The 25061-nt window shown below is 42.4% G+C and carries 21 protein-coding genes and 1 riboswitch; of the genes, 19 read left to right on the top strand and 2 right to left on the bottom strand.

Annotated elements, in window-relative coordinates; genetic code table 11:
* Positions 1-173 precede the first annotated feature (173 nt).
* The 12 genes from H2672_RS14240 (at position 174) to H2672_RS14185 (ending at position 14831) form a co-directional block, all read left to right on the top strand.
* Entirely contained in the window at positions 174-1892 is a 1719-nt protein-coding gene (locus H2672_RS14240; protein ID WP_186672464.1) for an adenine deaminase C-terminal domain-containing protein, read from the top strand.
* 9 nt (positions 1893-1901) lie between these two features.
* A complete protein-coding gene (locus H2672_RS14235; protein WP_186672462.1) occupies positions 1902-2960 on the top strand; it encodes a DUF3048 domain-containing protein in 1059 nt (352 codons plus the stop codon).
* A 27-nt stretch (positions 2961-2987) separates the two neighbouring features.
* Positions 2988-3308 (top strand): YerC/YecD family TrpR-related protein, encoded by a 321-nt coding sequence (locus H2672_RS14230; RefSeq protein ID WP_186672460.1) that lies wholly within the window; start codon positions 2988-2990, stop codon positions 3306-3308.
* A 140-nt stretch (positions 3309-3448) separates the two neighbouring features.
* Positions 3449-4141: a heptaprenylglyceryl phosphate synthase gene (gene pcrB / locus H2672_RS14225; protein WP_186672458.1), complete on the top strand. Its 693-nt coding sequence runs from the start codon at positions 3449-3451 to the stop codon at positions 4139-4141.
* 53 nt (positions 4142-4194) lie between these two features.
* A complete protein-coding gene (gene pcrA / locus H2672_RS14220) occupies positions 4195-6432 on the top strand; it encodes a DNA helicase PcrA (RefSeq protein ID WP_186672456.1) in 2238 nt (745 codons plus the stop codon).
* Positions 6433-6455: 23 nt separating this feature from the next.
* Positions 6456-8468, top strand: a complete 2013-nt coding sequence (gene ligA, locus H2672_RS14215; RefSeq protein ID WP_186672453.1) for an NAD-dependent DNA ligase LigA — start codon at positions 6456-6458, stop codon at positions 8466-8468.
* 4 nt (positions 8469-8472) lie between these two features.
* Positions 8473-9603 (top strand): CamS family sex pheromone protein, encoded by a 1131-nt coding sequence (locus H2672_RS14210; protein WP_370569659.1) that lies wholly within the window; start codon positions 8473-8475, stop codon positions 9601-9603.
* A gap of 73 nt (positions 9604-9676) precedes the next feature.
* A complete protein-coding gene (gene gatC, locus H2672_RS14205) occupies positions 9677-9964 on the top strand; it encodes an Asp-tRNA(Asn)/Glu-tRNA(Gln) amidotransferase subunit GatC (protein WP_186672451.1) in 288 nt (95 codons plus the stop codon).
* Between the two features lie 25 nt (positions 9965-9989).
* Positions 9990-11453, top strand: coding sequence for an Asp-tRNA(Asn)/Glu-tRNA(Gln) amidotransferase subunit GatA (gene gatA, locus H2672_RS14200; protein WP_186672449.1), 1464 nt, complete (start codon positions 9990-9992; stop codon positions 11451-11453).
* A 2-nt stretch (positions 11454-11455) separates the two neighbouring features.
* The gene (gene gatB / locus H2672_RS14195) at positions 11456-12886 is read left to right on the top strand and encodes an Asp-tRNA(Asn)/Glu-tRNA(Gln) amidotransferase subunit GatB (protein ID WP_186672447.1); all 1431 of its coding nucleotides are present in this window, start codon (positions 11456-11458) and stop codon (positions 12884-12886) included.
* A gap of 357 nt (positions 12887-13243) precedes the next feature.
* Entirely contained in the window at positions 13244-13813 is a 570-nt protein-coding gene (locus H2672_RS14190; RefSeq protein WP_186672445.1) for a thioredoxin family protein, read from the top strand.
* 79 nt (positions 13814-13892) lie between these two features.
* Positions 13893-14831: a diacylglycerol kinase gene (locus H2672_RS14185; protein ID WP_186672443.1), complete on the top strand. Its 939-nt coding sequence runs from the start codon at positions 13893-13895 to the stop codon at positions 14829-14831.
* An 85-nt stretch (positions 14832-14916) separates the two neighbouring features.
* On the opposite strand, the gene H2672_RS14180 is transcribed toward H2672_RS14185, so the two are convergent.
* Positions 14917-15345, bottom strand: coding sequence for an NUDIX hydrolase (locus H2672_RS14180; RefSeq protein ID WP_186672441.1), 429 nt, complete (start codon positions 15343-15345; stop codon positions 14917-14919).
* Between the two features lie 281 nt (positions 15346-15626).
* On the opposite strand from H2672_RS14180, the gene H2672_RS14175 reads away from it, so the two are divergent.
* From H2672_RS14175 to H2672_RS14155, 6 genes are all read left to right on the top strand, one after another.
* Positions 15627-16973, top strand: coding sequence for a cytochrome ubiquinol oxidase subunit I (locus tag H2672_RS14175; protein ID WP_186672438.1), 1347 nt, complete (start codon positions 15627-15629; stop codon positions 16971-16973).
* Positions 16970-17995, top strand: coding sequence for a cytochrome d ubiquinol oxidase subunit II (locus H2672_RS14170; RefSeq protein WP_186672436.1), 1026 nt, complete (start codon positions 16970-16972; stop codon positions 17993-17995). The genes H2672_RS14175 and H2672_RS14170 overlap by 4 nt, the downstream gene beginning before the upstream one ends.
* A 13-nt stretch (positions 17996-18008) precedes the next feature.
* Positions 18009-18128 (top strand): cytochrome bd oxidase small subunit CydS family protein, encoded by a 120-nt coding sequence (gene cydS / locus H2672_RS20090; RefSeq protein WP_483315865.1) that lies wholly within the window; start codon positions 18009-18011, stop codon positions 18126-18128.
* Positions 18129-18366: 238 nt separating this feature from the next.
* On the top strand, positions 18367-19728 hold the full coding sequence (rlmD, locus tag H2672_RS14165; protein WP_186672434.1) for a 23S rRNA (uracil(1939)-C(5))-methyltransferase RlmD: 1362 nt from the start codon (positions 18367-18369) through the stop codon (positions 19726-19728).
* Positions 19729-19957: 229 nt separating this feature from the next.
* The gene (locus H2672_RS14160; protein WP_186672433.1) at positions 19958-20524 is read left to right on the top strand and encodes a DUF4256 domain-containing protein; all 567 of its coding nucleotides are present in this window, start codon (positions 19958-19960) and stop codon (positions 20522-20524) included.
* A gap of 168 nt (positions 20525-20692) precedes the next feature.
* Positions 20693-22036, top strand: coding sequence for a cyclic 2,3-diphosphoglycerate synthase (locus H2672_RS14155; protein ID WP_186672432.1), 1344 nt, complete (start codon positions 20693-20695; stop codon positions 22034-22036).
* Positions 22037-22334: 298 nt separating this feature from the next.
* Here the strand turns inward: H2672_RS14155 and dapA are convergent, their stop codons facing one another.
* Positions 22335-23219, bottom strand: coding sequence for a 4-hydroxy-tetrahydrodipicolinate synthase (gene dapA / locus H2672_RS14150; RefSeq protein ID WP_186672431.1), 885 nt, complete (start codon positions 23217-23219; stop codon positions 22335-22337).
* 122 nt (positions 23220-23341) lie between these two features.
* Positions 23342-23519: riboswitch (Lysine riboswitch) on the bottom strand.
* Between the two features lie 819 nt (positions 23520-24338).
* On the opposite strand from dapA, the gene H2672_RS14145 reads away from it, so the two are divergent.
* Entirely contained in the window at positions 24339-24992 is a 654-nt protein-coding gene (locus H2672_RS14145; RefSeq protein ID WP_186672430.1) for a M48 family metallopeptidase, read from the top strand.
* The last annotated feature ends 69 nt before the right edge of the window (positions 24993-25061 follow it).

Genomic DNA, 25061 nt, shown 5'->3' with positions numbered 1-25061 from the left:
AACGCTAGTCGCAAACTAAACAACACACCGCGTAAACTTAACAACGTACGCCCTAACACGCCTTCTGCGTCTGTCAGCAATATCAAAAGATGTCTACTGAATTACCTATTTATTTCCTCAATGCTATGCTAGGATAAATAGTATGAATAGTTCAGTAAAAAGGAGAGGGTATTATGTGGGAACCCAGTGAAATGAAAAACCAACTACATATGATTGACGGTAAGAAAGCGCCGGACCTCATTATCACCAACGCAGAATATTTACATTCAATCTATAAAAAATGGGTGACAGGAAACATTTGGATTGCTGGTGACCGGATTGTTTACGCTGGCAAAGAGATGCCTGCAATGACAGAAGGCGCCGAAATCTTCGATGCTACGGGGAAGAAAATTGTTCCTGGTTATATAGAACCGCATGTGCATCCGTTTCAGTTGTACAACCCACGGACGTTTGCAGATTATGCATCTCGTCTTGGGACAACGACATTCATTTCGGATAATCTCATTTTATTTATGTCACTTAAAAATGAAACATCGTTTGCGTTGCTTGATGAGTTGAATAAATTGCCATTTTCGTTTTACTGGTGGGCGCGGTTTGACTCACAGACGATTCTACAGAATGAGGCTGAATTGTTTAATCTAGCGTCTATTAAAGAGTGGATTGAACGTCCAGAAGTGTTGGTGGGCGGGGAATTGACAGGTTGGCCGCGGCTGATGGCTGGGGAACCCAACATGGTCGCTTCTGTAAATGCTGCAAAAATAGGGGGCAAGAAAATCGAAGGGCATTTCCCCGGCGCTTCTGAGCGGACCTTGGCACGGATGCGTCTTCTTGGAACAGACGGTGATCATGAAGCGATGACGGTAGAAGAGGTAGAGGCACGGCTGCTGCATGGGTATGGAGTGACCCTTCGCTATTCGTCTATTCGCCCAGATCTCCCTCATTTATTAAAAGACATTGTTGCCAAAGAATTAAATGTGTTCGATCACTTAATGATGACTACGGACGGCTCGACACCTTCGTTTCACCTCGATGGCGTTATGGATAAGTGTATCCGTGCCGCGCTTGAAGCGGGGGTTCCGCCAATTGATGCATACCAGATGGCATCTTATAACGTTGCGCGCTATTATGACATGACCGATTTACACGGATTCATTGCCACAGGTCGTTATGCAACGCTAAATATCCTGGAGGATGAATACAACCCAGTACCGACGGATGTTTTATCCAAAGGGAAATGGTTAAAACGTGAAAATGAATCGACGGAACCTTTCCCCGCCATTGATTGGTCATTTGTTGAAGCGTTCGCACCGAATTTCGATCTTGATGAATCGGATTTCACATTTGACAACCCGATTGGAATCGAAATGCTCAACGACGTCATTACAAAACCATATAATGTGACGATTGATACAAAAGGCGATAAACTGGCGGATGATCACGATGAAAGTTTCCTGATGCTTCTCGATAGGAATGGAAAATGGCATGTCAACGCAGTTATTAAAGGGTTCGCAACAGGGATTCAAGGCTTTGCATCTTCGTATTCGAATACAGGGGATTTTATCTTAATCGGTAAGGATAAAAAAGAAATGCACAATGCCTTCAAGGAAATTAAACGAATTGGCGGGGGTATGGTGCTTTCGGAAAACGGTGGAATCGTCGCGACTCTTCCACTGCCAATCGGCGGCGGATTATCGGCGGAGCCGGTTCATAAATTGATTGAACAAGAGTTAGAATTGAAAAAGGCGCTTACAGAACGTGGCTATACAAAAGGCGATGCGGTCTACACGTTGCTGTTCCTACAATCAACACATTTGCCGTACATACGTATCACGCAGATGGGACTGTATGATGTTATGAAAAAAGAAATTATTGTTCCGGCAACCGGAAGATAGGGGGCAGAGATGGAGAAGAAAATGAGAGGATCGCTATTGTTCATAGCAATCTTACTATTGCTGTTAGCGGCGTGTTCGAAAGAAGAGAAGGCGGAGGACGAAGTACCCGAGCCGATAGAGAAAGAAGTAGTCGTTGAAGAAGAACCAGTACAGGGCCCAACTTTGTATAAAGCACCGTTCACTGGTGTTCTATCAGAAGAGGAAAGTACCCGTCGTCCAGTTCTTGTTACGATTAATAACCATCCGCTAGCAAGGCCGCAATCAGGTATTAGTGATGCTGATATTGTCTATGAACTCGCAGCAGAGGGCAACATCACAAGGCTTTTGGCATTATTCCAAAGTGAATTGCCAGAAGAAATCGGTCCTATTCGCAGTGCTAGGGATTATTTTGTTCATATCTCAAAAGGACTTGACGCATTTTACGTGGCGCACGGATATAGCCCTGATGCCAAACAAATGCTGCAAGACCGTTTTGTAGATAATATAAACGGCATGCAATATGATGGAACGCTTTTCAATCGCTCCAAAGAACGAAGGGCTCCGCATAATTCGTATACAACGAAAGATAATGTACTAGCAGGTATGGAGAAGACCAATTCGTCAATAGAATTGTCAGTAATACCGGCATTTTCTTTCCTAGAATCGATAGAAGATGCTAAAATAGGGGATATCGCATCGATGCTTATTGTTCGTTATGGAACAGACCCGGAATTTACAAGCACGTATTCCTATGATGCTGAAAAAGGAACGTACAATAGAATGGTAAAAGGGATTGTAACAGTCGATAAATCCAATGAAAAACCAGTGGAACTGTCTAATATACTTATATTCGAAACGGCTCATCGTACAATCGATAACGTCGGTAGACAGTCAGTCGATATTGAGTCGGGCGGTAAAGGTATGCTATTCCACGCTGGTATTGAAAAGGAAATCGAGTGGGAAAATATAGATGGAATCCTGACACCAATGGAAAATGGTGTTCCCGCAGAACTAGTTCCGGGTAAAACATGGATTCACATCGTTTCTACTCATCCTGGAATGGGAACGTCTGTCACATATACCCCTTAAGAAATTCATTCAGAGAGAGGGAGACGTATGCAAATTGACAAAATCCGTGGCCATCAGACGGACCAACTATTTAAGGCAATGCTCGAATTAAAAGACCTCGATGAATGCTATGAATTCTTTGACGATCTCGTCACGATAAGTGAATTGCAGTCACTCGCCCAACGTCTCGAAGTGGCACAAATGCTTATGATGAAGAAGACGTACGATAAGATACAAGGTGAGACAGGTGCCAGTACTGCAACAATCTCAAGGGTGCGGCGCTGTGTGGATTATGGCTCTGGCGGGTATGGAAAAGTACTTGGACGCCTTTATCCGCAAGTGGATGAAGAGCAAGTCGAGACTAAATAAGTACCCCAAGATGCCAAATGCTTTTAGGTGTTATCTAGGCAGGCGGCTTACGCTTTTAGGGAGAACCGGACAGGGAAAGAATCTGTCCGGTTTTTTTGGTATACTAGAGGAACGTACATTATAAGATTGGGTGGTCAAACATGGATTTCACTACATGGCGTCATGCCTTTAAATTAGATCCTGAAAAAGCGGTAGCAGAAGAGCAATTGGAACTCCTTGCAGAGTCAGGAACAGATGGGATTATTGTTGGTGGTACAGATGGAGTGACACTAGATAACGTACTCGATTTACTCGTCCGCATCAGAAGATATTCCGTTTCAGTTGCACTTGAAATATCGACAGTTGACTCAGTGACACCGGGTTTTGATTATTATTTCATCCCAACGGTGCTTAACTCAACGAAAGTAGAATGGATTAATGGTCTCCATCATTCCGCGCTCCGTGAATATGGTCATATGATGGATTGGGATGAAATTCAAGCGGAGGGGTATTGTATTATGAACCCCGACTGTAAAGCGGCGAAATTGACCGGCGTGACAGAAGTACCGGACGAGGAGGATGTCATCGCTTATGCTCGCATGGCGGAACATCTTTTCAAATTACCTATTTTTTATCTAGAATACAGCGGTATGTACGGTAATCCAAGGGTAGTAGAAGCAGCATCACGCGTGCTTGAAAAAACACGTCTTTTTTACGGCGGTGGCATCAGAAGTGTTGAAGATGCTAAAAAGATGGCTGAAATCGCGGATACGATTATCGTTGGCAACGTCATCTATGAAGATTTCAAGGCGGCACTCGCAACAGTCGACGCGGTGAAACGGGTTTCCCGTTAAGACCAAATCAGTGTATAATAAAAGAACAAATGTTCCGAGAGGGCGATAAATAGATGAATAAAATAGCAGAAGACTTACTTATAGGTATGAACCCAGAACAAGCACGTGCAGTGAAAAAAACAGAAGGTGCACTTCTTATAATGGCGGGTGCTGGCTCCGGTAAAACACGTGTCCTGACACACCGGATAGCCTATCTCGTCGTTGAGAAGAATATTTATCCTTCCAATATTTTAGCGATTACATTTACTAACAAGGCAGCACGTGAAATGCGTGACCGTATCGATGGACTGCTTGGTGCGGGGACAGGCGAGCGGATGTGGGTTTCTACCTTCCACTCAATGTGTGTTCGGATCTTGCGTCGCGATAGCGATCGAATCGGAATTTCAAAATCATTTTCGATTCTCGATTCAGCAGATCAATTGTCGGTTATTAAAAGCGTTTTGAAAACGTTGAACCTTGATGCGAAACAGTACGAACCGCGTACAATGCTGAACGCTATCAGCTCAGCGAAAAACGAATGTATTGATGCGGAAATGTACCGCGCTCAAATCAACCCCCACAACCCTTACGAAAAAACAATAGCAGATGTCTACGATGGCTATGCAAAACGATTGCGCCAAAACCAATCGTTCGATTTTGATGATTTAATCATGATGACGCTCGTCTTATTCGAACGTGTACCAGATGTCCTTGAATTTTATCAAAACAAATTCCAATACATTCATGTTGATGAGTATCAGGATACAAATAACGCACAGTACAGACTTGTTAATATGCTGGCGGCTAAATTTAAAAACTTATGTGTAGTTGGAGACTCTGACCAATCTATCTATAGATGGCGCGGTGCGGACATCGGCAATATTCTATCCTTTGAAAAAGACTATAAAAATGCCGAAATGATCATGCTTGAGCAGAACTATCGTTCGACGCAACGCATCTTACAGGCAGCGAACGACGTCATAACAAATAACAAGAGTCGCTATGATAAAAAGCTTCGTACAGACAATGAAGAAGGCGATTCAATTTATGTCTATAAAGCGAGCGATGAAAAAGATGAATCGCAGTTTGTTGTTGGTAAAATCATTGAATTGAAAGAGCAGGAGAAATTAAAGCTAGATCAGTTCGCTGTTCTATATCGTACGAACGCTCAGTCTCGCGTTATCGAGGAATATCTTGTGAAATCGAATCTCGATTACACAATTGTTGGCGGCACGAAGTTCTATGAACGGAAGGAAATCAAGGACTTGCTTGCTTACTTAAAACTCATCTCTAACAATGATGATGATCTTGCGTTGGCCCGAATTATTAATGAGCCGAAGCGAAGTATCGGTGCTACTTCATTCGATAAAATGGCGCGCTTTGCAATTGAACACGACCGCTCTATTTTTGATGCATTACAAGAAGTTGACTTTATGGGCATCACGTCAAGAGCTGCAAATGAAGTTGCCAAGTTCCGAGAGCTTATCGTCGGATTCACTCAAATGAAGGAATATTTATCAGTAACTGAACTCGTTGAGCAAATACTTGATAAATCGGGTTACCGCGAAATGCTTCACCGTGAAAAGACGATTGAATCAGAAAGTCGTCTAGAAAACATCGAAGAGTTCCTATCTGTCACAGAAGCTTTTGAAAAACGGGCAGAAGAGGATACTGGTGACAAATCATTACTCGCCTTCTTGACAGATCTTGCACTCATCGCAGATATAGATTCACTTGATAAAGAAGAGAACAAATCTACAGAGAAAATTGTGCTTATGACGATGCACGCAGCAAAAGGTCTTGAGTTCCCTGTTGTCTTCATCATCGGAATGGAAGAAAACGTCTTTCCACACTCCCGTTCAATGGGCGATGATGAGGAGATGGAAGAAGAAAGGCGTCTTGCGTACGTGGGTATCACGCGTGCGGAGCAAAAACTCTATCTCACTTCCGCATCATATCGTACGCTGTATGGACGTGCGAGCTATAACAGCCCTTCCCGTTTCATCGCAGAAATTTCGGATGACATTACAGAAATTGTTTCAAGAAATTCTGGATTCTCCATTGGAGGAGGATCCAAGGCACGCAATGAAGCACCTGTACGATCTGCAGTTAAAAAGCCTGTCTATAACACAAGTGGCGGAGACAAAATGGGATGGAGCCCGGGCGACAAAGCGGTCCACAAAAAGTGGGGAACCGGCATGGTTGTCAGCGTAAAAGGGACAGGCGAAGAAGTCGAACTGGACATCGCATTTCCGAATCCAATAGGGGTCAAACGTCTCTTAGCGAAATTTGCACCAATTGAAAAAGCATGATGGTTGAAGGAGAGAAAAAATCGATGGATCGACTTGAACTCGAAAAACGGGTGGAAGAATTGAATAACCTGCTTCATCAGTATGGCCATGCTTATTATGTGCTCGATAAACCGCTTACCTCTGACGCAATCTATGACCAATATATGCAGGAATTGTTGTCGATTGAAGCGGAAAATCCTGACCTTATTTACCCGGACTCACCGTCGCAGCGGGTAGGTGGCGAGGTACTTAAGGGATTCGGAAAAGTCGTCCACGAGTTTCCGATGCTTAGTCTATCGAATGCGTTCAATGAAGAGGATTTAAGAGAATTTGACAGGCGTGTTAAGGCGGCAGCAGGACACGACGTTTCGTATATTTGTGAACTCAAAATAGATGGACTTGCGATTTCGCTTAGATATGTCGACGGAAAGTTTGTGCAAGGCTCAACGCGCGGAGATGGTACGGTCGGGGAAGATATCACGGCAAGTTTGAAAACAATCCGGACAATCCCACTTCGACTGCAAGAATCTGTTGCGATTGAAGTACGGGGCGAGGCCTATATGCCGAAGCAATCGTTCGTGAAATTGAATGCAATGCGCGACGAATCGGGTGAAGAACCATTCGCCAATCCACGTAACGCAGCGGCGGGTTCACTTCGTCAACTCGATCCTAAAATAGCGGCGAGCCGAAATTTGGCGATATTCGTTTATGGGATCGGCGGCGACGGCGGTGCATATGGACAGGATAGTCATTCGGATTCACTGGATCACCTGGCTGCACTTGGATTCGAAACGAATAAGGAACGTAAGCGATGTGACACAATTGAAGAAGTGATTGACTATGTCGGGAAGTGGGGGGAAAGCCGCTCTGCTCTTGACTATGAAATCGACGGGATTGTTGTTAAAGTCGATAACTTTGAGGATCAGGAACAGCTTGGATTTACAGCGAAAAGTCCGAAATGGGCAATCGCCTACAAGTTTCCTGCTGAGGAAGTCGTCACAACATTGCTGGATATAGAGCTTAGTGTTGGCAGAACAGGTGTAGTTACCCCAACCGCTATACTTGAACCAGTACTTGTCGCAGGATCGACAGTCGGACGCGCATCACTGCATAATGAAGATCTCATTAAAGAGAAAGACGTTCGAATCGGTGACACTGTTATTATCCGTAAAGCGGGAGATATTATTCCGGAGGTAGTCGCTGCAATTGTGGAAAAACGTACTGGCGATGAAGTGCCTTTTGAAATGCCGAAGAACTGTCCTGTATGCGATTCAGAACTTGTCCGAATTGAAGAGGAAGTGGCGATACGTTGTGTTAATCCGCAATGTCCAGCTCAGATGAAAGAAGCAATCATTCACTTCGTGTCCCGGGGTGCGATGAATATCGAAGGAATTGGTGAACGAGTAGTCGACCAATTGTACAAAGCAGATCTTGTTCACGACGTCTCCGATCTATATACGCTAACAAGAGAGCAATTGATCGAACTCGAACGAATGGGTGAAAAATCCGTCTCAAATCTACTAATAGCAATTGAGGCATCGAAAGAAAATTCACTTGAAAAAATGCTCTTTGGACTTGGTATCCGCCATGTAGGTGAAAAAGCGGCGGCCATACTTGCCGAGGAGTTCGGAACACTTGCCGATTTAATGGTAGCCGATGCAGAGCGACTTCTAACCATCCACGAAATCGGGGATAAGGTAGCAGATTCAATTACGACCTATTTCAGCAATGAAAAAGTTCTTGAAGTACTTCGAAAGCTGGAGTCTTACGGATTGAATACAGCCTATAAAGGACGCAGGCGGCAAGACGCCCCAACAGACGGATTGTTTTCTGGCAAGACTGTCGTGCTAACTGGAAAACTATCCATTTTAACCCGCGGCGAAGCGAAAGAGAAAATCGAAGCATTCGGTGGAAAAGTGAGCGGCAGTGTGAGTAAAAAGACAGATCTCGTAATTGCGGGAGAAGATGCCGGCTCGAAATTGGCAAAAGCTGAGGAGCTCGAAATCACTGTATGGAATGAAGCACAGTTGATTGAAGCGCTTGGCGAAAAGGAGTAATTATATGATGAAAAAGTTAGGTGTATTACCTGGACTCGCGGCCATTCTTCTACTTGGAGGGTGTCTGCCTTCATTCGGAACAGAGAAAGAAGAAGTCATCCAGGAGAACGAAGAAAGCGTTGAAGAGACTGTCATGATACCGGATGTCCGATTGAAAGAAGAGTTTTACAAGACGCCTATCCCTTTCAAGAAAAGTGCGAGCCGTGGTCTTATCGTTAGCAATATCTATACAAAATACGATATGCAGGAAGCCGAGGAAGGGCTGTTACGTATTTCCAATCAGCATTTCAATCCGAAAAATCATTACTTCCAGGAAGGGCAACATATTGACAAGGAGACTGCCCGTGCCTGGTTATCAAGAAGCTCTGCGAATGAGGCCGGTTTGAATCCACCCATCGATGAAGGCATGAGCGAAGATACAGCCTCGGAAGTAGCGCCGAATTATCTGGCCCATATCGTCGAACAGAACTACCTCGTTATGACGGATGAAAAGAAAGTTCGTCTTGCCGGTATTTCGGTCGGTCTAGCACTCAACTCAACCAGTTATTCGAGAAGTGGAAAAGCGACCAAAATAACGGATGAGGTACTTGAACAGCAAGGCATGAAAATGGCAGAAGAAGTCGTTCGTCGTCTCCGCACACAGGAAGGGCTATCAGATATCCCGATTGTTGTCGGATTGTTTAAACAAGAAAGTCGCAACTCCATTGTTCCAGGCACATACTTTGCGACAGCCGTCGCTGGAAAAGGGCAATCGGCACCGACAGGCTGGAAAGAAGTAAAAGAGAAGTATGTGGTGTTCCCGGCGTCTTCAGAGACTGGCGCATACCGGGATATGAATACGACATTTGATAAATTCAAACAAGATATCGATGAGTATTTCCCGAGTTTCGTCAACGTCATTGGCACAGGATTTTATAAAGACAGCAACTTAAAATCACTCGAAATAGAAGTGCCAATCCAATTCTTTGGTACAAGTGAAACGATTGGTTTCACGCAATATATGACATTACTCGTCAATAAATATTTCCCGAATGTGCATACAGAAGTAAGTATAACTTCCGTCAATGGACCGGAGGCATTAATCGTAAAAGAGGCTGGTGACGCGAAGCCATTCGTTCATATTTATGGCTATTAATCAACATAACTTTTCATCATAATAGGAAGATGATATGATTAACCGTACAATTCAAAGAGGAGGAGGAAAAACAATGACACAACTGACGATTGATGAAGTGAAACGTCACGCAGGTCTAGCAAGGATTGCTATGACAGACGCTGAGGCTGAAATGTTCGCTGAGCAACTCGAAGACATGATTGGATTTTCCAATAAGCTACAAGAAGTGGACACTGAGCAGGTTGCTACAATGACACATCCACTGCCGCTTTACAATGTATTGCGTAAGGATATTCCGACAGACGCGCTTGACAGGGAAGAGATGTTGAAGAGCGTGAAAGAACACGAAGACGGACAAATCAAAGTGCCGACTATCCTTTGATGAATGGATTTAAGGAGGAAGAAAAATGACGTTATTCAAAAAGACGGCAACAGAGCTTCAGTCGCTATTACATAATCGGGAAGTATCTGTCAAAGAACTGACGGCAGAATCACTAAACCGTATTGAAAAAATGGATGGACAGGTACAAGCTTTCTTGTCGACAAATGAAGACCAAGCACTTTCTAAAGCAGAAGAATTGGACAAGCTGCCAATGGACGGACGTGGACCACTATTCGGTTTACCAATCGGTCTAAAAGATAATATCGTTACAAAAGGCATTGTTACGACTGCTGCAAGTAAGATGCTTGAAGACTTTGTACCTGTTTACGATGCGACAGTGGTTGATAAAATCAATGAAGCAGGCATGGTAACGATCGGGAAACTAAACATGGACGAATTTGCCATGGGATCGACAACAGAACGCTCTGCATTCAAGACGACACATAATCCATGGAATCTTGAATACGTTCCAGGCGGCTCATCAGGTGGTTCTGCGGCAGCAGTAGCAGCTGGCGAAGTTGCGTTTGCACTTGGTTCAGATACAGGCGGATCTGTCCGTCAACCTGCTGCATTTTGTGGCGTTGTCGGTATGAAGCCAACATACGGTCGCGTATCACGCTCTGGTCTTGTTGCGTTCGCATCATCATTAGACCAAATTGGTCCGATTACGCGCAACGTTGAAGACAATGCATTATTGCTAAGTGCAATTGCGGGCTTAGACCCTAAAGATTCATCTACATCTCCACAGGCTGTTCCTGATTTCCGTGCCGCGCTAACTGGCGACATCAAAGGCTTGAAAATCGGTGTTCCTGCAGAGTATTTAGGTGAAGGCGTATCTGCAGAAGCGAAAGATGCAGTGATGGATGCGCTCAAAGTGCTCGAATCACTTGGTGCTGAGTGGGAAGAAGTTTCACTTCCGCATTCGAAGTATGCATCTCCTGTTTACTATGTGATTTCTTCATCTGAAGCATCATCAAATTTGGCTCGTTTTGACGGTATTCGCTATGGCTATCGTGCTGAAGGCGTCCAGAATCTTGAAGAACTATACGCACATTCACGTTCTGAAGCCTTTGGTACCGAAGTGAAAAAACGTATTTTATTCGGTATGTATGCACTAGGTGCGGCTCATCACGAAGATTTATATGTGAAATCACAAAAAGTTCGTACACTCATTGCGCAGGACTTTGCGAATCTATTTGAGAAATACGATGTAATCATCGGTCCTTCTTCTGCGACAACGGCTTATAAGATTGGTGAAAAGCTTGAAGATCCGTTGACGCTGTATGCAAACGACATTTTGACAGTTCCGATTAACCTTGCAGGTGTACCGGCAATTTCGGTTCCATGCGGCTTTTCGAATGGACTTCCACTAGGTCTTCAAATCATCGGGAAACATTACGATGAAGCGACACTCTACAAAGTAGCACATGCTTACGAACAAGCGACTGATTTCCATACACAAACTCCAGTCATATGGGAGGGGAAATAATAATGAACTTTGAAACAGTAGTAGGACTTGAAGTCCACGTAGAACTTAAAACAGATTCGAAAATTATGTCTCCATCTCATGCTCATTTCGGTGCCGAACCAAATATGAACATTCATGTTATTGACTTAGCTTATCCGGGTGTATTACCGGTGATGAACGAACTTGCAGTTGATTTCGGTATGAAAGCTGCAATGGCACTTAACTGTGAAATTGCGCCTATCACTAATTTCGACCGTAAGCATTACTTCTATCCCGATAATCCGAAAGCTTACCAAATCTCTCAAGATGACCGTCCAATCGGTGCAAACGGTTGGGTCGAAATTGAAGTTGACGGTAAAAAGAAAAAGATTCGTATTGAACGCGTTCACCTTGAAGAAGATGCAGGGAAATTGACACATACCGATGAAGGTCACTCACTTGTCGACCTAAACAGACAAGGTGTACCACTAATTGAAATTGTGACAGAAGCTGATGTACGGTCCCCGGAAGAAGCGTATGCTTTCCTTGAAAAATTGAAAGCAATCATTCAATATACAGGTGTTTCCGACGTCCGTATGGAAGAAGGATCACTCCGTTGTGACGCCAACATTTCAATCCGTCCGTTTGGACAAGAGGAATTTGGTACGAAAACGGAATTGAAAAACTTGAACTCATTCAACTTTGTACGCAGAGGAATTGCATATGAAGTGGATCGTCAAGTAGATGTCTTGTTATCTGGCGGTACAATCGAGCAACAAACACGTCGTTACGATGAAGCAACAGGTAAAACACTTCTTATGCGTGTCAAAGGCCCAGCGAATGATTATCGTTTTATCCCTGAACCTGACTTGACAGATATTCATATCGACGAAGCGTGGATTGAGCGTGTTCGTGCTGAAATACCAGAACTTCCGGATGCTCGTAAAGAACGTTATATCAACGATCTTGATTTACCTGCTTACGATGCGATGGTTTTGACATTGACAAAAGATATGTCCGATTTCTTTGAAGCAACTGTTACGGCTGGAGCGGATGCGAAACTTGCTTCTAACTGGCTGATGGGTGAAGTTTCGGCTTACCTAAATGCAGAGGCAAAAGAACTTGATGCGACGGCATTAACGCCTGAAGGTCTTGCGAGTATGATCAAACTGATTACAGATGGTACGATTTCATCCAAAATCGCGAAAAAAGTATTTAAGGAATTGATTGACAACGGCGGAGACGCAGCAGACATCGTCAAAGAAAAAGGACTCGTCCAAATTTCTGATGAAGGCACGCTTCGTACAATCGTCACCGAAATACTAGATGCAAATGAACAATCAATCGAAGACTTTAAAAACGGGAAAGAGCGCGCAGTCGGCTTCCTCGTTGGTCAAATTATGAAGGCGACGAAAGGGCAAGCAAACCCGCCACTCGTCAATAAAATCCTTCTCGAGGAAATCGCGAAAAGGTAATGAGAAAAGCGTAAGGTGCCGTTAAAAATGAACGCAGCCTAAGTGCGCCACTTCCTGTGGCGCCAGCTGCATGACCTACATCCTGTAGGCCTGCGACTGACAATCAAGGAACGTAGCCAAAGTACGCCGCGTCCTGCGGCAATGTCTACGTAGCTCACATCCTGTGAGCCTCCGAGCGTCTGGCGCCTGGAGCCTAGACACCATTTAAGGTAAAAACTTATTATTTCTTATTTTTAAAACGAGACGCTCTGTATAAGACTTTTTCAAGTCACTGTACAGAGCGTCTTTTTCTAATCTCGTAATTTGATTCGCGGGAAGGGACGACGTACAATTGAAGAAAAGGAGTGTGGATAGTTAATGAAAACTGAAAAACAATACTTTGATGAAGCCATTTCACTCGAACTGTATATGAATAAGATGGAAAAACATAAAGAAGAAAGTTTTCGCATTTATGAACAATTCGAAGTGCCTGCAGATGATGAATTCATCGAGCTGTTAAAAGTAAAGAAACCAAATATCCTAGTCATTACGGAAGATTGGTGCGGCGACGCAATGATGAATAATCCGGTTCTTCGAAGAATAGCGGAAGCCGCGGAACTTGACGTACGCACGGCTTACCGTGATGCTGATACAGACTTAATCGACAAACATCTGACAAACGGCGGCAGATCGATACCTGTCTACTTGTTGCTAGGGGAAGATGGGGAAGTCGAGGCGAAATGGGGACCGCGGGCGGCAGCTATCCAAGAATATGTTTTGGAACTGCGTAAAGACTTACCCGCGGCGGATTCACCAACGTATAAAGAAAAGCAGCAGGCGTTCATTGAGCGAATTACTGCTGAATATACATCTAAACCTGAACTTTGGTTAACTGTATACGATGACATCCGTAAAACTTTCTTACCAGTATTGCAGAAACAATCTTAAGCGCCAAAGAGCATGTCTTATAATTGGAGTACTTTTGCTGATCAATAAAAAACATATGTACGAATAGAGGGAATTCCGGATGAAACGAGCAAGAATTATTTATAATCCGACGTCGGGACGCGAAGCATTCCGCAAACACCTGGGTGAGGTACTCGAGAAGCTTGAAAAGGCCGGTTATGAAACCTCTTGTCATGCGACAACGTGTGAAGGAGATGCGACAGAAGCGGCTAAACATGCTGTTAAATCTGGTTTTGACCTTATAATTGCCTCGGGTGGGGATGGTACACTGAACGAAGTCATCGCGGGTGTAAGCCCATTCGACAAGCGTCCTAAGGTCGGTCTTATTCCTACGGGAACGACGAACGACTTTGCACGTGCGCTACGCATTCCTCGTGATATTAACGAAGCGGTAGATATTATCATTCGCGGAGAAACGATTCCTGTTGATGTCGGTTTAATGAACGACCGCCACTTTATTAACATTGCAGGTGGCGGCAGATTGACGGAATTGACATATGACGTTCCAAGCAGATTGAAGACGGTACTTGGGCAGCTTGCGTATTATTTAAAAGGTATTGAGATGTTGCCGTCAATCCACTCTACTCACGTCAAGATTGAATACGATGGAGAAGTGTTTGATGATGAAGCAATGATGTTTCTTGTTGGCTTAACGAATTCAGTCGGCGGCTTTGAAAAACTTGCCCCCGATTCGAGCATTAATGACGGGAAATTCACTTTGCTCATCCTGAAAAAGTGTAATATCGCTGAATTCATACGTGTTGTTTCACTTGCTCTCAGAGGTGAGCATCTTGATGATCCGCTTGTGATTTCAACTAAAGCAGAAAAGATTACAGTGACATCAAATGAAAAGGTTCTTCTAAACCTGGATGGGGAATACGGTGGCGTATTGCCGGCGAGGTTTGAAAATCTTTACAGACATATTGAGATGTTTGTTCCGATGGGTGAAATTCGGAAAGAGGATCGAATAGATCTATTGGACTCTTCTGTAGAGTCGTAAAGAGTAGCCAGGGTTAGGTATTTAGAGGATTGGACAAAATAAGCTGTATGGATGTCGCTAGTGGACATCCATACAGCTTATTTTTCTAAATGAATTCAATTGCCTGGTCTTGATTGGCAGCTAGTTCAGGTAGATTTTGGACGGATACCCAACGGTGGCAGAATGTCATACCGTCGTCTTTTCCGCCTCCGTCTACGCGATGTTCCCATTTAGCATGTTCTTCGCCAATATATGCAAGATGAAAGATATTTCTTTCATAGATGACATGCTTATGTTCAGGGAAATAGTTTGTTTTATTCACTTTTCCTTTTAACTCTAAATCACTACGCTGTATACCAGTTTCTTCTTCAATTTCTCGGTACAATGCATCTAACAATAACTCGTCCTTTTCGATGGTACCACCAGGGACTTGCAAGCCAGCATCAGGATTATCTTTTTGCTCGAACACAAGAATTTGACGTTCGGCACCTTCACCTTTTGTAATATAAGCTAATACTTTTCGTTTCAACCTCATTGTGTTCACCTCATCTTAGTTTATTAATGATACACAATATTCTGCCCATTAACAAGCACATACTTTGCTACTAGTCACAAATAGTTCATGTAAATCGTTTTAAACGTAACTACCGGGTGGTATAGAGGGTATACAATAGAATCAAGATGTATTTGAAAGGACGTGGTGCCGGTGTACAAAATACATGAAAAACGACTTATGTGGCTTGCGTTTATTATTGCAGGAATTATGCTGTTATCAATTGGTAGTAAAATCTTCGGAAGTTAAAGGGGGATAAGCAAATGGGAAATGAAGAAGCAGTCTTTTTTTCAAGGGTCTTAACCGAAACGACTTTATCATTCCATATTATTTATGCAACTATCGGCGTCGGAGTACCGCTGATGATTATGATTGCACAATGGGTTGGCATAAAGAAAAACGATGATCATTATATTTTACTTGCACGACGTTGGGCACGAGGTTTTATCATTACAGTTGCCGTTGGTGTCGTAACAGGAACAGCGATTGGTTTACAATTATCCTTGTTATGGCCTAATTTCATGGAACTTGCAGGGAACGTTATTGCACTGCCGTTATTTATGGAGACATTTGCGTTCTTTTTCGAAGCCATCTTCCTTGGCATTTACTTATATACATGGGATCGATTTGAGAACCAGAAGAAACATTTTCTGTTACTTATTCCGGTTGCCATCGGTGCATCCTTTTCTGCGGTATTCATCACAATCGTTAACGCATTCATGAATGCACCAAGAGGATTTGATATCGTTAACGGTGAATTCGTTAACGTCAATCCGCTTCTTGCGATGTTTAATCCGGCGATGCCTACGAAAGTGGCACACGTTGTTGCTACTTCTTATATGACAGCTGCTTTTGTGCTTGCAGCGATTGCGGCATTCCGTCTGTTGAAAGGTTCGAATCACGAATATCATAAAAAAGCACTATATCTAACGATGAAAGTCGGCCTTGTGTTTGCAATTGCATCAGCAATCATCGGTGACTTCTCAGGGAAATATTTAGCGGAGTATCAGCCTGAAAAACTGGCTGCCGCTGAATGGCATCTTGAAACGAGTGAAAATGCACCGCTGATCATGTACGGCGTTCTCAAAGATGGAGAAGTTAAATACGCCATCAAAATACCGTACGCATTATCATTCCTTGCACACGGTAGCTTTACGCAAGAGGTAGCTGGTTTGGATCAATTCCCTGAGGATGAAGTTCCACCCCTTTATATCCATTATTTATTTGACATAATGGTGTCAATTGGTATTTGGATGACCCTTCTCTCCGGCGTATTTTGGTTAGGTGTTCAACGAGGTTGGAAAATGGTTTCGACGAAATGGTTCCGCTGGCTTATCGTACTTGGCGGTCCGCTATCAATAGTAGCGATTGAAGCAGGTTGGTGGCTCGCTGAAGTGGGGAGACAACCATGGATTCTAAGAGGTATCATGCGAACGCAGGACGCCGCTACAACGAGCGGACATGTTGACTCGATGCTTATTCTGTTCTGCTTGCTCTATCTAGTCCTTGGGGTCGGTAGTGTAGTTGTACTGAGAAGAATGTTCCGCAATAATCCAGTTGAACGTGAAATTGAAGATCGTGATACGGAGAAAGGCGGCGACGTGCTATGACGCTCGAGATACTTGGCATATCCGTTCTATGGACTTTCCTTTTCGGTTATATACTGATTGGTGCTATTGATTTTGGAGCAGGTTTTTTCAATGCTTACAGCACGCTCACTGGCCGTCAGCATATTTTAACGAACATCATCCAGCGTTATTTATCGCCTGTATGGGAAGTAACAAACGTTTTCTTGGTGTTCTTCTTTGTCGGGATCATTGGGTTTTTCCCGAAAACAGCGTTTTATTATGGAACGACGTTACTAATCCCCGTAAGCATCGGAATTATCTTACTGGCCATCCGTGGTTCCTATTATGCATTTGAGACGTATGGCGCGCGTGGACACAAAGGATATTCGTTTATGTACGGTCTTGCTGGAATACTTATTCCAGCATCACTATCCATCGTACTAACCATTTCTGAAGGCGGATTTATCGACCTGGTGAACGGCAATCCGGTTCTTGATTATTGGAAACTGTTCACCAGTCCGTTGACGTGGGCAATTGTTGTGCTGAGCATCGCCGCAACGCTCTATATATCGGCGGTATTCTTGACCTGGTATGCGAATAAAGCACGTGACACGGAAGCGACAAATATGATTCGGAAATATGCGCTTATCTGGGCATTGCCAACGATTATTACCGCAGGTGGTATCATTGTTGAACTCAGAAATCATAATCCCGAACATTACAGCAATATCCAAAACTTTTGGCCGATGTTCCTCATATCGTTCCTTATGTTTATCGGAACGCTGTGGTTAATCTGGAAGCGCCGTAATTACGGACTCGCCTTCCTGTTACTTGTAGGGCAGTTCGCATTTGCCTTCTTTGGCTATGGTGCGTCCCATTATCCATACTTGTTGTACCCGTATTTGACGATTTACGACAGCTTCACGAACCCAGCCATGGCCATCTCGCTTATTGTCGTGTTCATCATGGGACTTGGGCTACTGATTCCGTCGTTGTACTTACTCATGCGCCTATTCCTTTTCGATAAAGACTACGTCCGCGGAAAAGGCGACTACCACGCATAAGGAGGAACAGAACATGAATCACTTTCTAATGTTTTATGCACCCTTCATCGTCCTCATTGGGGGACTCGCCGTTGCGTTCGTAATTGGACCGATGGATGGGGCTGTAAAGAAACAGATTGAAAACGAGAAATAAAAGAAAGCAGACGTCGATTATGGCGTCTGTTTTTTGTTGTACGATTAAAAAGAGGGATGACCGATTATATAAGTATGGCGACCAAGCATATAAGCAAGCTGAGCAATCAAATGTGAGTGCTGATCAACCATTTCCCACCGTAAAGTACACGGATTGTCTAATAGATGCCCTCGCGACATCTGTTTTTTCAGCCTTAGCATGGTAAACTAAAGACATCTGAAATTTGGAGGAAAATATAATGTCATATAGTGTGAATAGAAACGACCGTCTCAACGTCTACGTAGAAGATTTAACACACGATGGTTCGGGTGTAGCCAAAGTGGACGGCTATCCGCTTTTCATCCCTGGCGCGCTGCCAGGTGAAGAAGTTGATATACAAGTAGGTAAAACATTGAAAAGTTACGGCTTTGCCAGACTGTTAAACATTACGAAAGCATCGCCTGACCGTGTAAAACCGCCTTGTAATGTGTTCTCAAAATGCGGAGGATGCCAGATGCAACACTTGTCTTACGAAGGCCAACTGGTGCAAAAACGTAAAACGGTACGCGATGTTATGGATCGCATCGGAAAACTACCGCATGTGCCAGTGCATCCAGTAAAAGGGATGGACGACCCTTGGCGCTACCGCAATAAATCACAGATACCTTTCAGTGAGCGTGACGGGAAAGTTATTTCTGGATTTTACAAATCGCGTACACATGACATCGTTGACACAGACATCTGTCTCATCCAAAGTCACGAGGCAGATGACCTGATGGCTATGTTGAAATATGAGCTACACGCAATTGGTGTAGATGCTTATGATGAAAAAACTCACCTTGGTCTGCTTCGTCACTTAATTGTCCGTACAGGACGTGCTTCAGGTGAAGTGATGGTTATTTTAGTAACACGCAAAAAGAAATTCACACAAAAAGATGCAGCCATAGAACTAATTAAACGAGTTGTTCCAAATGTAACGTCAATTATGCAAAACTTTAACACCGAGAGAACGAACGTTATTTTAGGTGATGAAACTGTTTTACTATACGGAAAACCGGTTATTGTCGATTCAATTGGCAACATCGATTTCGAAATTTCTGCACGCTCTTTCTATCAAGTGAACCCTGAACAGACGGAAGTTCTTTATGGACAGGCACTAGAATACGCACAGCTGACGGGAGAAGAATCGGTCATCGATGCGTATTGTGGTATCGGTACAATCTCATTGTTCATCGCCCAAAAAGCGAAAGAAGTATACGGCGTCGAAATCGTTCCTGAAGCGATCGAAGACGCTAAGCGTAACGCGGAATTGAACGGCATCAGTAATGCTCATTTCGAAGCAGGTCCCGCTGAAGTCATCATTCCGAAATGGTATGCAGACGGCAAACGATTCGACGTGCTAGTTGTCGATCCGCCACGTAAAGGTTGCGACGAAGAGCTATTGAAAACGATTTTGGAATATAAACCGAAGCGTGTTGTCTACGTATCATGTAATCCTGGTACGCTTGCACGGGATTTACGTATACTTGAAGATGGCGGTTATCGCACGCAGGAAATTCAGCCGGTTGATATGTTCCCACATTCAAGTCATGTGGAGTGTGTGGCTTGGTTGGAGATTTGAAATAAAGTATTATGTGACTGGTGAAGAATCAATTTCAACTTGATTCTTCACCTTTTATATTGAATGCTTTAAGCAAATATCATAACCTATCACCGAACATTTACGATGGCACTAATTGGTGAAATTCATGAGAGAATGAGCGCAGATAAGGAATTGAAGTTCAAGTAGGGTTAAGCTAATTGATATGGTACATAATTAGTAGGGATGAAAAAATTAGGAGGAAATCAATATGACCAAGGGAATCAAGCAGTTGTCACTTGAACAACGTGACGAATTACTCACAACATTGAAAGCACGTTTTGAGCAAAACATGAAACGACATACAGGACTAGAATGGGCTAAAGTCCAAGAGAAGCTGGAAGCTAATACTGAAAAACAGTGGTCGCTTAATGAGATGGAAATAACCGGAGGAGAACCGGATGTTGTTGGTCATGACAAAAAGTCGGGCGAATATATTTTTTATGACTGTTCGGCAGAAAGCCCTAAAGGCCGCAGAAGTGTTTGTTACGACCTTGAAGCGCTGGAATCAAGGAAAAAACATAAACCAGAAAATAACGCTATTGATATGGCTGCCGACATGGGCATTGAGCTTTTAACGGAACAACAATACCGGGAGCTGCAGGAATTTGGAAATTTCGATTTGAAAACGTCGAGCTGGGTGCAAACACCAGCTGATATTAGAAAGCTAGGTGGGGCCATCTTTTGTGATTATCGCTACGATACAATCTTTGTGTATCACAATGGAGCGGATTCCTACTATGCCGCCAGGGGTTTCCGTGGCTTGCTAAGGGTCTAAATTTAAAGTTTGGGTAACTGGTACCTTTTAAGAGAAGCCAAAAGAGAGCAGATACATCGGGAATAGTGGTGTATCTTTTTTTATATTTTGCATATTAAAAAAATGTTGTATTAAAATGCACTAAAGGTTATAATTATAAAAACGTTGCAATTATAGGAGTGAATACTGATGAAAAGAAAAAATACAATTATTATAGGCGCTGCAGGAAGAGACTTCCACAATTTTAATACGGTTTATCGTGATAATGAAGCGTATAATGTTGTTGCTTTTACGGCAACGCAAATACCTGATATAGATGGACGTAAATATCCGAGTGAATTAGCCGGTGAACTATATCCAGAAGGAATTCCGATTTATTCACAAGACCAATTACCAAAGCTGATTGAAGAGTTACAAGTGGATGAATGTGTTTTTGCTTATAGCGATATAAGTTACGATGCTGTGATGGGCGTTGGTGCGATTGTGAATGCAGCGGGTGCTGACTTCACACTACTTGGACCAAAAGGCACGCAGTTAAAGAGCAATAAACCGGTTATTTCGGTTTGTGCTGTGCGAACTGGAACAGGGAAAAGCCAAACGTCACGTAAAATTATCGAAACATTATTGGAGCATGGTTTAAAAGTTGTTGCAGTGAGACATCCAATGCCTTACGGCGATTTAAATGCTCAGCGTGTTCAACGTTTTGCGACAGTGGAGGATTTGAAGAAACATAATTGTACAATCGAAGAAATGGAAGAGTATGAACCACATGTTGATCGTGGAAATATTGTTTATGCGGGTGTTGATTATGCAGATATTTTAGCGGCAGCTGAAAATGATCCGGATGGCTGTGATGTTATTTTATGGGACGGAGGAAATAATGATTTCTCTTTCTTCAAGCCTGATTTAGCGGTTACTGTCTTGGATCCACATCGTCCAGGTCATGAGTTGAAATACTACCCTGGTGAAGTTAGTTTACGAACAGCAGATGTTGCCATCATTAACAAAATTGATAGTGCAACAGCAGAAGCCATTCAAATCGTAGAAAATAATATCAAATTTGCAAGCCCTACTAGCACAATTATTAAAGCTGAGTCAAAGATTACTGTAGATAACCCAGAAAGTATTATTGGTAAACGTGTATTAGTCGTTGAAGATGGTCCTACGTTGACACATGGAGAGATGAAAATTGGTGCGGGTACAGTTGCGGCTGAGCGCTTAGGTGCGAAGGAAATGATTGACCCACGTCCATTTGCAGTAGGTTCTTTAATTGAAACGTTTAACAAATATGAACATATTCAAAACGTTCTTCCAGCGATGGGGTATGGCGAACAGCAATTGAAAGATCTTGAAGAAACCATCAATAATGCAGACTGTGATGCCGTGATCATTGGAACACCGATGGATTTATCTCGAATCATTTCTATTAATAAACCATATACGCGTGTACATTATGATTTAGATGAAGTGGGTAGCCCTAATTTAAGCGGAATATTAAAAGGTTTTATCCAAGAACATAAGCTTTCGAAGTAAATATCCGATATGAAAGCTAGCATGCAAAGGGACATTAAATAACAAATGAAGGCGCAGAGATTCTCTATTGAATCTCTGTGCCTTCATTTTTTTTTTGGCAGCCATGGTTACTGATAGATGTGAAAATTTCCCACTTAAACTAGCTGAAATGCCCATTTGTATAAGCAGAAATACAATCAGCAAGTATTAATCCAGTTGACTTTAAAATAAGGGATCCTAGACAAGGAAATAAAGTGATGGGGCCAGGTTCTTATTGATTTGTGAATTGATTTAGAACCTGGAACCTTTCACAACCTTTTTAAATAGTAACTTTTTCATGGATATTTAGTGCTTGTTGTAGTGAACTAAGTTGTTCATCGTTTAAAGGAATCATAGGTAGGCGGACACCACCGACAGGGATTCCTTTTAAAATCAAAGCTGCTTTTACAGGTGAAGGATTTGGGGCAGCAAAAAGTGCTTTCATTATTGGTAGTAGTCTGCGATGATCCCTAGCTGCCTCTTGAACGTTGCCACTTTTGAAATGTCCAATCATCGTTTGCATTTCATTCCCTAAAACATGGGATGCTACAGAAATGACACCAGCTCCGCCGATCGATAACACTGGAATCGTTAAACCATCATCACCGCTATACAATGAAAAATCTTCAGGTGTATGACTAATAATTTCGGCCATCGAATCTAAATTACCGCTTGCTTCTTTAATAGAAACGATATTTGGGATTTTTGAAAGGCGAATGACTGTTTCAACTGATATGTTGACAACACTGCGTCCGGGAACATTATAAAGTATAATCGGTAAAGATGTGACCTCCGCAATTGTCTTAAAGTGTTGATATAATCCTTCTTGGCATGGGTTGTTATAGTATGGGGCAACAAGCATAATACCATCGACACCTACATCTTCTGCAAGTATTGTTAGCTCAATTGATCCTTTCGTGTTGTTCGAGCCTGTACCAGCAATTACTGGAACTCTCCCATTCACAACTTCTACTGTAAACTTGAATAAATTCAACTTTTCATCATCCGTTAACGTCGGAGACTCTCCTGTTGTACCAGATACCACTAAGCCATCTGTTCCATTAGCAATTAAATAATTAATTAAGTTTTTTGTAGCTTGAAAATCAATTTCACCATTTTCATCAAAAGGAGTCACCATTGCAGTTAACACTTGTCCGAAATTCATTATTTCTCCACATCCTATAGTTTATTTTAAAAAAATAGAGGAAGAAGGGCAGTTAGTGAATTAACGCAAAAAAGCAACAACGAGGGCTCGTTGTTGCAGTAGAAATAATAAATTATTTCTTTGCATAAGATAGCCCTCCATATAGTTTCCTATATGACAATCCTGTGTTTATTCAACACAGAACCAGCTTCAAGAAAATGAGATTCTCTCCACTTCGGCAAATTCCCCTTTCCACAATTGTCATAGGATCTCATTATCCTCTGATTGTGTACTGATGGTCTTTGCGCCTCTATCCTTACTTCAAAAATTTTGAAATAAGTGAATTTCTAATTAGACAAACTTTACCCCTATTCTAATGCAATTGCAAGTGAAAGGTGGTGGATTCTGAAAAGGTTCTGAATTTAATGGGGAATTTGTATTCTTTTAAATGTTAAAACGTCTGTTCATTAACTATTTTTCTTACATAACATACTGGTGAGGAGGGCTTGATATCCTCCATTTTCACTGGACCATTTCCTGCTCGCTTGCGGCTAACTATTTATGACATTTTTACTGTGGGGCAGGTATGGCTAGAAGTGACTACGTCACTTCTAGCCATACTCTTTTCAGTATTACTGTTGCGAATAGTTGCCTGTCGCGTTCCTACAATGATCAAGCGAAAAATGAGGTTGTTTTGAAAAAAGGAATAGATGACTTTCTATATAGATTGTTAGTGCCCGAAGATACAATTTCGGGCACTCTAGTACTTTGTACAATGTGTTCCTTACATACTTTTAGCAAAGAGTATGCAGCTAATCATGTGATGCCTTATAGAAAGTGACATTACTTTAAAATAAAAAAGAAAAAACCATAGAGAAAGCATCAGCCGCCAAAATTGCATTTTTGGCGGCTTTTCTTCCAGTAAGAGGCATACTGTTCTTTCGTATTGCTTTGTTGAGGCGTTATCAAGTTGAGCTAAACTATCTTATTCTACGAAGCGTTTGTTGCCAGAATGGTTAATACCCACTAAGATGAATGTATCAGGGAATGAATCGATGAATTGTGGCTAAGAATAGAAAGAAAACAGTGGATAAGTTAAAAACAAGGGTTAGGAATAAATGTATAAAGGTGATGCTAGATATGAAGGTTGAAATTGAAAATAAAATGATTAAAGTTGATGTTCAGTATGGAAATAGGAAGAAGCTATCCATTCATATTGATTCATTTGGTTTTATAACTGTTAAAGCACCCAAAGACACAAGTCAAGAAGTGATTGTCAGTGCAATAGAAAGTAACGGGAAAAGAATACTAGAGAAAATCCATGAAATTGAAGTAGCTCGAGAAATCCCTAAGGCAAGAGAGTATCATGCCCAAGGGAAGTTCTTATACCTTGGGAAAGAGTGTTTTCTTCATGAATTAATAGATAGTAGTGAGTTAAATGAAGAGGTCCTTAAAAGGAATCTCAAAAAGTTCTATATCAATAGCTGTAAAACGATTGTAGAAGAACGGATAAAAGTCTATCAAAAACAACTGAAGGTAAAGCCCAAAATCATTGAAATAGTAGAATCTAAAGCTAAGTGGGGAAGTTGTAGTTCAGATAGAAAGCTGACCTTTAATTATCGTCTAGCCATGGCTCCAATTGAAGTCATCGATTATGTGGTAATCCATGAGCTATGTCATTTATTGCATATGAATCATGATCGGTCATTTTGGAGACGCGTTGGAAGTATTATGCCAGATTATAAAGAGAAGGAAGAGTATTTGGCGAGGTATGGGCATTCGATGTCATTTTAATTAAACGGTTACATTTTGAGGGAAATGTGGCCGTTTTTTTGTGTTCGGAAACTTATTTTCTTGCCTCTT

The sequence above is a fragment of the Sporosarcina sp. BP05 genome (assembly GCF_014282005.1).
Lineage (GTDB): Bacteria > Bacillota > Bacilli > Bacillales_A > Planococcaceae > Sporosarcina.
This window is presented reverse-complemented; position numbering and strand designations above follow the sequence as displayed.